Below are 4,951 nucleotides of genomic sequence, written 5' to 3' on the forward strand. Positions count from 1 at the left end.
GCGATCGGACGATCTTTTGACTTTGATTTTAAGATCAAGATCAAAAGATCGCACCTGCGGCAGCTCCTACAGAGAGCGATTACAAACTGGCGGAGACCTTCTCCGCCACATCCTTCGGCACCCACGCCTGCCACACCTCCGGATGTGCCTTCATGAACGCTTCTGCCGCCTGGCGCGGCGCAGTGTGCTTCTCGCTCATCTCGGCCAACGCCTTGTTCAATGGGTCGATCGGGAAATCCACCTTGCTGAAGAACGCCGCGATCTGCGGATACTGCTTCTGGAACGGCGTAGACACGCCAATCGACAGTTTCGAGGCCAAGGAACGGGTCGGTTTCGGATTGGGATTGTCGGCATCGGTCAGGGTCTTCCACGCCTTGGCATCAAACGGTGGTTCTTCCAGCTGCACCAGTTTGAATTTCCCCAGCAACGGTGTCGGCGACCAGTAATAGAACAGCACCGGTTTGCCCCGGCGGATCGAAGAGCTGATTTCGGCATCAAGCGCCGCACCCGACCCACTGCGGAAGTTGGTGTAGTCATCCTGCAAGCCATAAGCGCTCAGCTTCTGCTTGTTCACCACTTCCGAGGTCCAGCCAATCGGGCTGTTGAGAAAACGGCCCTTGCTCGGGTTTTCCGGGTCCTTGAACACGTCCTTGTATTGCTTGAGGTCACTGACGCTGCGCAGATTTGGCGCCAGCGGCTTGATACCCTTGGCCGGGTCACCCTTGATCACGTACTCCGGCACCCACCAGCCTTCGGTAGCACCCTTGACCGTATCACCGAGACTGGCGACCTTGCCCTCCGCCTCGGCCTTGACCCACACCGGACTGCGCCCGGCCCACTCCTCGCCAATGACCTGAATGTCATTGTTGGCCAGCGCCGTTTCCAGGGTGATGGTGGTGCCCGGCAACGTATCCGTCGGCAAGCCATAACCTTTCTCGACGATGATCCGCAGAACATCGGTGATCAGGCTGCCGCTTTCCCAGTTCAGGTCGGCAAAATGGATGGGCGTTTGCGCCGCCGTCACCGGTTGCGCCGATGTCAGCACACCAAACGTGACCATGCTGGCGGCCAGTAGCCGTCGAAATCCTTTCATGCTTTTGCACCTCGTGCTGTTCACAGCAGTAGCAGGATGGCCTGGCAGAAGACCGCAAGCCTCTGAATACTCAGTCAACTGACTGTAGCCGAGGTTCCTGCTTTTTCCGGGACCCTATCCCGACGAGGTTACGTTTCAGACTTTTCCTGCAAGCTTTGCAGCTCGCGTCTGACCATGCTGGCGTATTCCGCAGGCCGCAACGTGTAGATCTGCGCAGCCACCCAGTTCAACCACGCGCCTTGCATCCCGGCTTTGGCGTTGAACAACCGCAAAGCCTCTTCACGTGCTCGGTCGAGGTGCCGGGAATGGAAGTCAGCGCGACTCAAATCGCCAGTCACTCGCTGGCCTTGAACGTGACCAACTCGCCCTTGCGCCACTTCGCGGCTTTGCCGGTGACCGCTTTCAGGGTTTTGGTCAGGCCTTCCTGCAATTGCTGATGCGCGGCAAACACCGTCACCACGCTGTGGCCTTCCTTGAACAGGATCGCGTGACCCTCCGCTGTATCGACAAAAGCGTAATCGCCCAGGCCGTACACCGTCAGTTTGATTTCACGAAAGCGGATGTCCATCTTGCCGCCTTCACGGCTGGGCAGCACGGCCGCGCTGAAATGATCGCCGACCTTGAGCTTGAGTCCCGGTTTGTCATCGACCACCAATGCACTTTCGGTGTCGATCTCGGCCACGTAAATACCTTCGGCGTTCTGTTCGGTGATGTAAACAAAACGCGATTGAAACAGCTTGACCAGCTTTGCACGCAAATCACCCAACACGAACAAAGCATGCATATCGAGATTACTGACTGCCAAGGAAACATCCCCACATCTGAAAAGTACCTGCGCAAAACGCACACGGCAAAAAAACGGCCAGGCCGATGCTGTTACCGATTGACTTCAGTACACCTGAAACAAGCGGAGCGCCCATACATCACAAGTTCGCAAGACTACTGGAAAGTCAGGCGAGAAACTTGCCTCGACGTTCGCCAGGCTTTGAAGGAAAAATCTTCATTGAAGCGCAACGAAGACGGACTACAAACCTTAGGGAAAAAGCTGACGAAAAAAAGCCCTTTTCCGACATATCGCCGGTAAAAAATTGCTTTAGATAGGCACCTGTCGCCAACAGACACTGGCGATTCTAGAGCAGCGATGCTCCTTCCGACTACCCGAACCGACCTGTAACCGTCGGCTATCTCATGAAAAGGACTTCATATGTGCACTCTGACTCACTTTGCCCAGCCTTCCAACCCGGGTATCGATACGCCATTCGTACTGCAAGGCACCGATTTGGCTGAACTGGCGGAGCACGGACCAGGCAATCACAGACCTCGATTTCAGGTAGTTCCGGCGGGCAACGCGTTCTTTCATATCAAAGAATCATCCACCGGTCGTGTAAGAGGTTTCCGCGAAGATCATAACGAAGCGTGCGCCCTTGCCCGCTCGCTTGAATCACGAATCGAACTCTTGTCCAACGGCCGCCTCAGATAAAGAGCGAGCGACAGCGCCATTCCGGCCTACGCAAAAGGAGTAAACGATGGAACTGCCAGCCTATGATCTGAAAACCTTGTTCGACCAACTGGGCCTGCCTTCGGAAAACGGGGCAATCGACGATTTCATCGAGGCGCATCCGCTGGACGCCAACACCAAGTTGATCGATGCCGATTTCTGGACGCCGCAACAGGCGCAACTTCTGAAAGAGTGGTTGCGCGCCGACGGCGAAGAAGCGGTGCTGGTCGATGAGTTGAACGTACGCCTGCACGACGGACGTTAATAAATGTCAGTGCAAGCTGTCGCCAGGCTCGGCCATCAGTTGCGCGAGCCAGGCAGCCTTGCACTCCTCCGCTTCGTCGCGACTGGCGAACGCAGTGCCGCGCCGCTCACCGTTGAGCAGCACCACCCAGCAGACACTCTGGCCCATCGCGCGCAATCCGGCGGGCACACCACTGCCAATCATCACCGCGACATCGACTCTGCACATACTGACCTCTCGACTTCATTAGCTACCTAACTAACGGCCATGTTAATGACTTCGTCGCAGAGGAAACAGCAACGCCCGTGCACAGATTCATTGCGCGAGCGGTAACAATCGATCAGCGCGGAGTCTCTGGCTTATAGCCCAGGCGCAGACCGCCCCAATGCCGGCCCTTGACCATGATCGGCACCGACAGGTCATGCATCAGCTCGCCGGTATCGCGGGTGTACGTCTGCAGTAGCACCGCTTGCTGATGACTGCCGCAGCGAATCCCGGTGCGGTCAGCGAACTTGCGCTTGGTGCGGTTGCCCACCGCATCGACCTGCTCGTCACCGGTCAAAGGCTGACTGAACGCCAGGTTATGCGTCGGCACATAGCCCTGTTGCGTGCAGGCGATGGCGAACACCAGGCCTTCGTGGCGCGGCAGCAGCGGCTCCTGAATCGCCGGCAGCACCTGATCGGTGTAACGGTCGAAACGGGTCTGATACTTCGGCGGTTGCGTCCCGGGAATCGGCTGATATTGACGGTCGAACAAATCCTCAAGGCTGATCCGCCCCTGCTCGACATCCGCTTCGAACCGCGCCGCAATCTGACTCGCGCCCTCACGCGCCAGGTCATAGACGCGCTGGTGATAGTCATCCAGACCAACTTCGGCCAGGCGCTCGCTAATGGTTTCCGCCTGGCCTTCCATCTGCACGGCGGCCTCGGCAAGGCGCCGGGTCTGTTGATCGCTGATCGCCAGATCGCAGCGCATCTGTTCGATGGCCTTGAACAGGCTGTCGAGCTGCTCGCGATTGGTTTCCGCACCCCGGGCGATTTCGCCGACCTGACCTTCCACGCCTGCGGCCAACCGGGCGATGTTGTCCAGATGCTGGCCGGTGTTCTCGACCTGCTCGACGCCGGTGTGCAGATCGCTGGACAGCTCGCGGATCTGCTCCACCACTTGCGCGGTGCGCTGCTGAATGTCCGCGACCATCTCCCCGACTTCGCCCGTCGCCGACGCCGTGCGCGCCGCCAGACCGCGCACCTCATCCGCCACCACCGCAAAACCCCGGCCATGCTCGCCGGCCCGCGCCGCTTCAATCGCCGCATTCAGCGCCAGCAGATTAGTCTGGCTGGCGATGGACTGAATCACCAGCGTCACCCGTTGAATGTCGTCGCTGCGCAGGCTCAAGGCTTCGATCAACTCACGGCTGGCGTTGGCGCGTTGACTGAGTTGATGCATGCGCGCAATCGAATCCACCAGCTCGGTGCGACCCGCCGCGCTGCTGTGATGCGCTTCACTGGCGGCGTCCAGCGCTTCACGGCTGAGCTGCGAGGTGGCGTGTTCGGTGGCGATCATCACTTCGGCGTTGCTGACAATCTGCGCCGCCGCGTCGAGTTGCGATTCCAGTTTGCTCGCCAGTTGCTTGACGGAAAACGCCACACCGGCGGCTGACAGCGCGTTATGACTGGTGGTGTAGGAAAGGTCGCGAGTGAGTTCGGAAATCGCGCTGCCGGCATCGACAGGGGCAACATCGGGGATGGCACGCGAGCGCAGGCGCGGCAGCCAGACAATCAGCACCGCCAGCGGCAGGCCGATGTACAGCGAGCCTCCACCCAGCGTCATGCCGGCAAGCAACAGCATCAGGGCGATGCTTTGCAGGGTCGGAGCGATCCAGCGGTTTTTCGGCAACAGCACTGGTGCGGGCAAAGCCCCAACCAGAGATCCATCTCTCGTCATTTCAACACCCCACGCATGTTCTCATTGTTGTGACTGCATTAAACGCCACTAGAACGCCATTATCCATGGTCCGTTAGTCGTGGAGTCTGCAGCAGGTCAATGGAACGGTGCGCAACATATCGCAGACGAGTAAAAGCAAAGATCGCAGCCCCGTCAGCTCGTGTAGGAGCT

The 4,951-nt window shown here is 58.6% G+C and carries 7 protein-coding genes; 2 read left to right on the forward strand and 5 right to left on the reverse strand.

Going from position 1 to position 4,951, the window contains the following annotated elements; genetic code table 11:
• Positions 1-79: 79 nt before the first annotated feature.
• The 3 genes from HT737_RS04560 to HT737_RS04570 form a co-directional block, all read right to left on the reverse strand.
• On the reverse strand, positions 80-1,093 hold the full coding sequence (locus tag HT737_RS04560) for an ABC transporter substrate-binding protein (protein ID WP_182401628.1): 1,014 nt from the start codon (positions 1,091-1,093) through the stop codon (positions 80-82).
• Positions 1,094-1,221: 128 nt separating this feature from the next.
• Positions 1,222-1,419, reverse strand: coding sequence for a hypothetical protein (locus HT737_RS04565; RefSeq protein WP_041063058.1), 198 nt, complete (start codon positions 1,417-1,419; stop codon positions 1,222-1,224).
• A gap of 8 nt (positions 1,420-1,427) precedes the next feature.
• Positions 1,428-1,898, reverse strand: coding sequence for a hypothetical protein (locus HT737_RS04570; RefSeq protein ID WP_047294976.1), 471 nt, complete (start codon positions 1,896-1,898; stop codon positions 1,428-1,430).
• A 399-nt stretch (positions 1,899-2,297) separates the two neighbouring features.
• Here HT737_RS04570 and HT737_RS31720 point away from each other — a divergent pair, with 399 nt between their 5' ends.
• Both HT737_RS31720 and HT737_RS04575 read left to right on the forward strand, forming a co-directional pair.
• A complete protein-coding gene (locus tag HT737_RS31720) occupies positions 2,298-2,573 on the forward strand; it encodes a hypothetical protein (protein WP_121184898.1) in 276 nt (91 codons plus the stop codon).
• A 46-nt stretch (positions 2,574-2,619) separates the two neighbouring features.
• Positions 2,620-2,856 (forward strand): DUF2789 family protein, encoded by a 237-nt coding sequence (locus HT737_RS04575; RefSeq protein WP_182401630.1) that lies wholly within the window; start codon positions 2,620-2,622, stop codon positions 2,854-2,856.
• Between the two features lie 6 nt (positions 2,857-2,862).
• On the opposite strand, the gene HT737_RS04580 is transcribed toward HT737_RS04575, so the two are convergent.
• Both HT737_RS04580 and HT737_RS04585 read right to left on the reverse strand, forming a co-directional pair.
• Positions 2,863-3,063 (reverse strand): hypothetical protein, encoded by a 201-nt coding sequence (locus HT737_RS04580; protein WP_007966907.1) that lies wholly within the window; start codon positions 3,061-3,063, stop codon positions 2,863-2,865.
• A gap of 112 nt (positions 3,064-3,175) precedes the next feature.
• Positions 3,176-4,780 (reverse strand): methyl-accepting chemotaxis protein, encoded by a 1,605-nt coding sequence (locus tag HT737_RS04585; protein WP_182401631.1) that lies wholly within the window; start codon positions 4,778-4,780, stop codon positions 3,176-3,178.
• Positions 4,781-4,951: the final 171 nt, after the last annotated feature.

The organism is Pseudomonas sp. MD195_PC81_125, assembly GCF_014060985.1.
In the GTDB taxonomy this organism is placed as follows: domain Bacteria; phylum Pseudomonadota; class Gammaproteobacteria; order Pseudomonadales; family Pseudomonadaceae; genus Aquipseudomonas; species Aquipseudomonas parakoreensis.

What these genes read in the sequence shown, in the direction of transcription:
- HT737_RS31720 (WP_121184898.1), top strand. Translation starts at nt 2,298, where the DNA reads ATGTGCACTCTGACTCACTTTGCCCAGCCTTCCAACCCGGGTATCGAT.
- HT737_RS04560 (WP_182401628.1), bottom strand. Translation starts at nt 1,093, where the DNA reads ATGAAAGGATTTCGACGGCTACTGGCCGCCAGCATGGTCACGTTTGGT.
- HT737_RS04585 (WP_182401631.1), bottom strand. Translation starts at nt 4,780, where the DNA reads ATGACGAGAGATGGATCTCTGGTTGGGGCTTTGCCCGCACCAGTGCTG.
- HT737_RS04575 (WP_182401630.1), top strand. Translation starts at nt 2,620, where the DNA reads ATGGAACTGCCAGCCTATGATCTGAAAACCTTGTTCGACCAACTGGGC.
- HT737_RS04580 (WP_007966907.1), bottom strand. Translation starts at nt 3,063, where the DNA reads ATGTGCAGAGTCGATGTCGCGGTGATGATTGGCAGTGGTGTGCCCGCC.